The 775-nt window shown below is 24.7% G+C and carries 1 pseudogene; it reads left to right on the forward strand.

The features are described from left to right. Positions 1-415 (forward strand): annotated as a pseudogene (locus LUA84_RS00030) (ATPase, T2SS/T4P/T4SS family); the annotation flags it as partial. Positions 416-775: the final 360 nt, after the last annotated feature.

Consider the following 775-nt stretch of genomic DNA (forward strand, 5'->3'; position numbering starts at 1 on the left):
AATAACAATTGTAAAGCCATCAAAAATATTAAGAATAGAAGATTATAATTTAAATGAAAAAATAATTGAAAGACTAAAAGAAAAATCTGAAGGAATTATAATTGTTGGAAAACCAGGCTCTGGAAAGACAACTTTTGCTCAGGCTCTTGCAGAATATTATTTAAGTATGAAAAAGATTGTTAAAACCATAGAATCTCCAAGAGATTTGATATTGTCTCCAGATATTGTTCAATATTCAAAAAATTATTCTACTGATGAAGAAATACAAAACATATTATTATTATCAAGACCTGATTACGTAATATTTGATGAAATGAGAGATACTAGAGACTTTAAATTATATATAGATTTAAGATTGGCAGGAATTGGAATGATAGGTGTTGCTCATGCTGAAAGACCAATAAGGTATTTTTAAGACTTATTATCAAGGACAGAAGTTGGTTTAATTCCTCAAATAATTGATACAATAATATATATAAATAGAGGACAGGTTGAGAAAGAATATTATCTAAATTTAACTGTTAAAATTCCACATGGTTTAAAAGAAGAAGATTTATCAAGACCAGTTGTTGAGGTAAGAGATTTTCTAACAAATGAATTAGAATATGAAATATATACATTTGGAGAGGAAATAATGATTGTTCTAATTAAAAAATATAGATTAAAATCTGGAATTCAAAGATTTTTAGAAGATTTATTAAATATGGATTATAGAAGAAGATAAAATAATATTTATTTGGAAGCTTTAGATGATNNNATAATATTTTATATTCCA

Source organism: Candidatus Nanopusillus massiliensis (assembly GCF_920984865.1).